The 318-nt window shown below is 64.2% G+C and carries 2 pseudogenes; both read left to right on the top strand.

Annotation, left to right across the window (positions count from 1 at the left end):
• A pseudogene (locus AC2YI2_RS35225) lies at positions 1 to 78 on the top strand (PIN domain nuclease); the annotation flags it as partial.
• A gap of 65 nt (positions 79 to 143) precedes the next feature.
• Positions 144 to 318: pseudogene (locus AC2YI2_RS35220) on the top strand (integrase); the annotation flags it as partial.

The raw sequence follows: 318 nt of genomic DNA, 5'->3' as shown, positions 1-318 counted from the left end.
GCACTCGCCGCGCTCACCGGCGAGCCACTCCTCTACAAAGGCAACGATTTCTCGCAGACTGACATACGAGCAGCATGAGGCGCACCATGCGGGGTCCCCTACCGACATCCGAAACCCTGCCCGATCCAATCGAGGCCGGCGGCATGACGGCCAAGCAACTGACAATGGTCCACGCCCCTCCCCTAGCCGGCCACCTCGAGGATCTCGCCGATCGCGCCCGTGCTTACATCGAGGCCGCCAGCTCCGCCAATACCCGCCGCGCCTATGCTGCGGACTGGAAACACTTTTCCGCCTGGTGCCGGCGCCAGAATTTTTCAC

This window comes from Rhizobium sp. SRI_017, from assembly GCF_057586295.1.
This window is presented reverse-complemented; position numbering and strand designations above follow the sequence as displayed.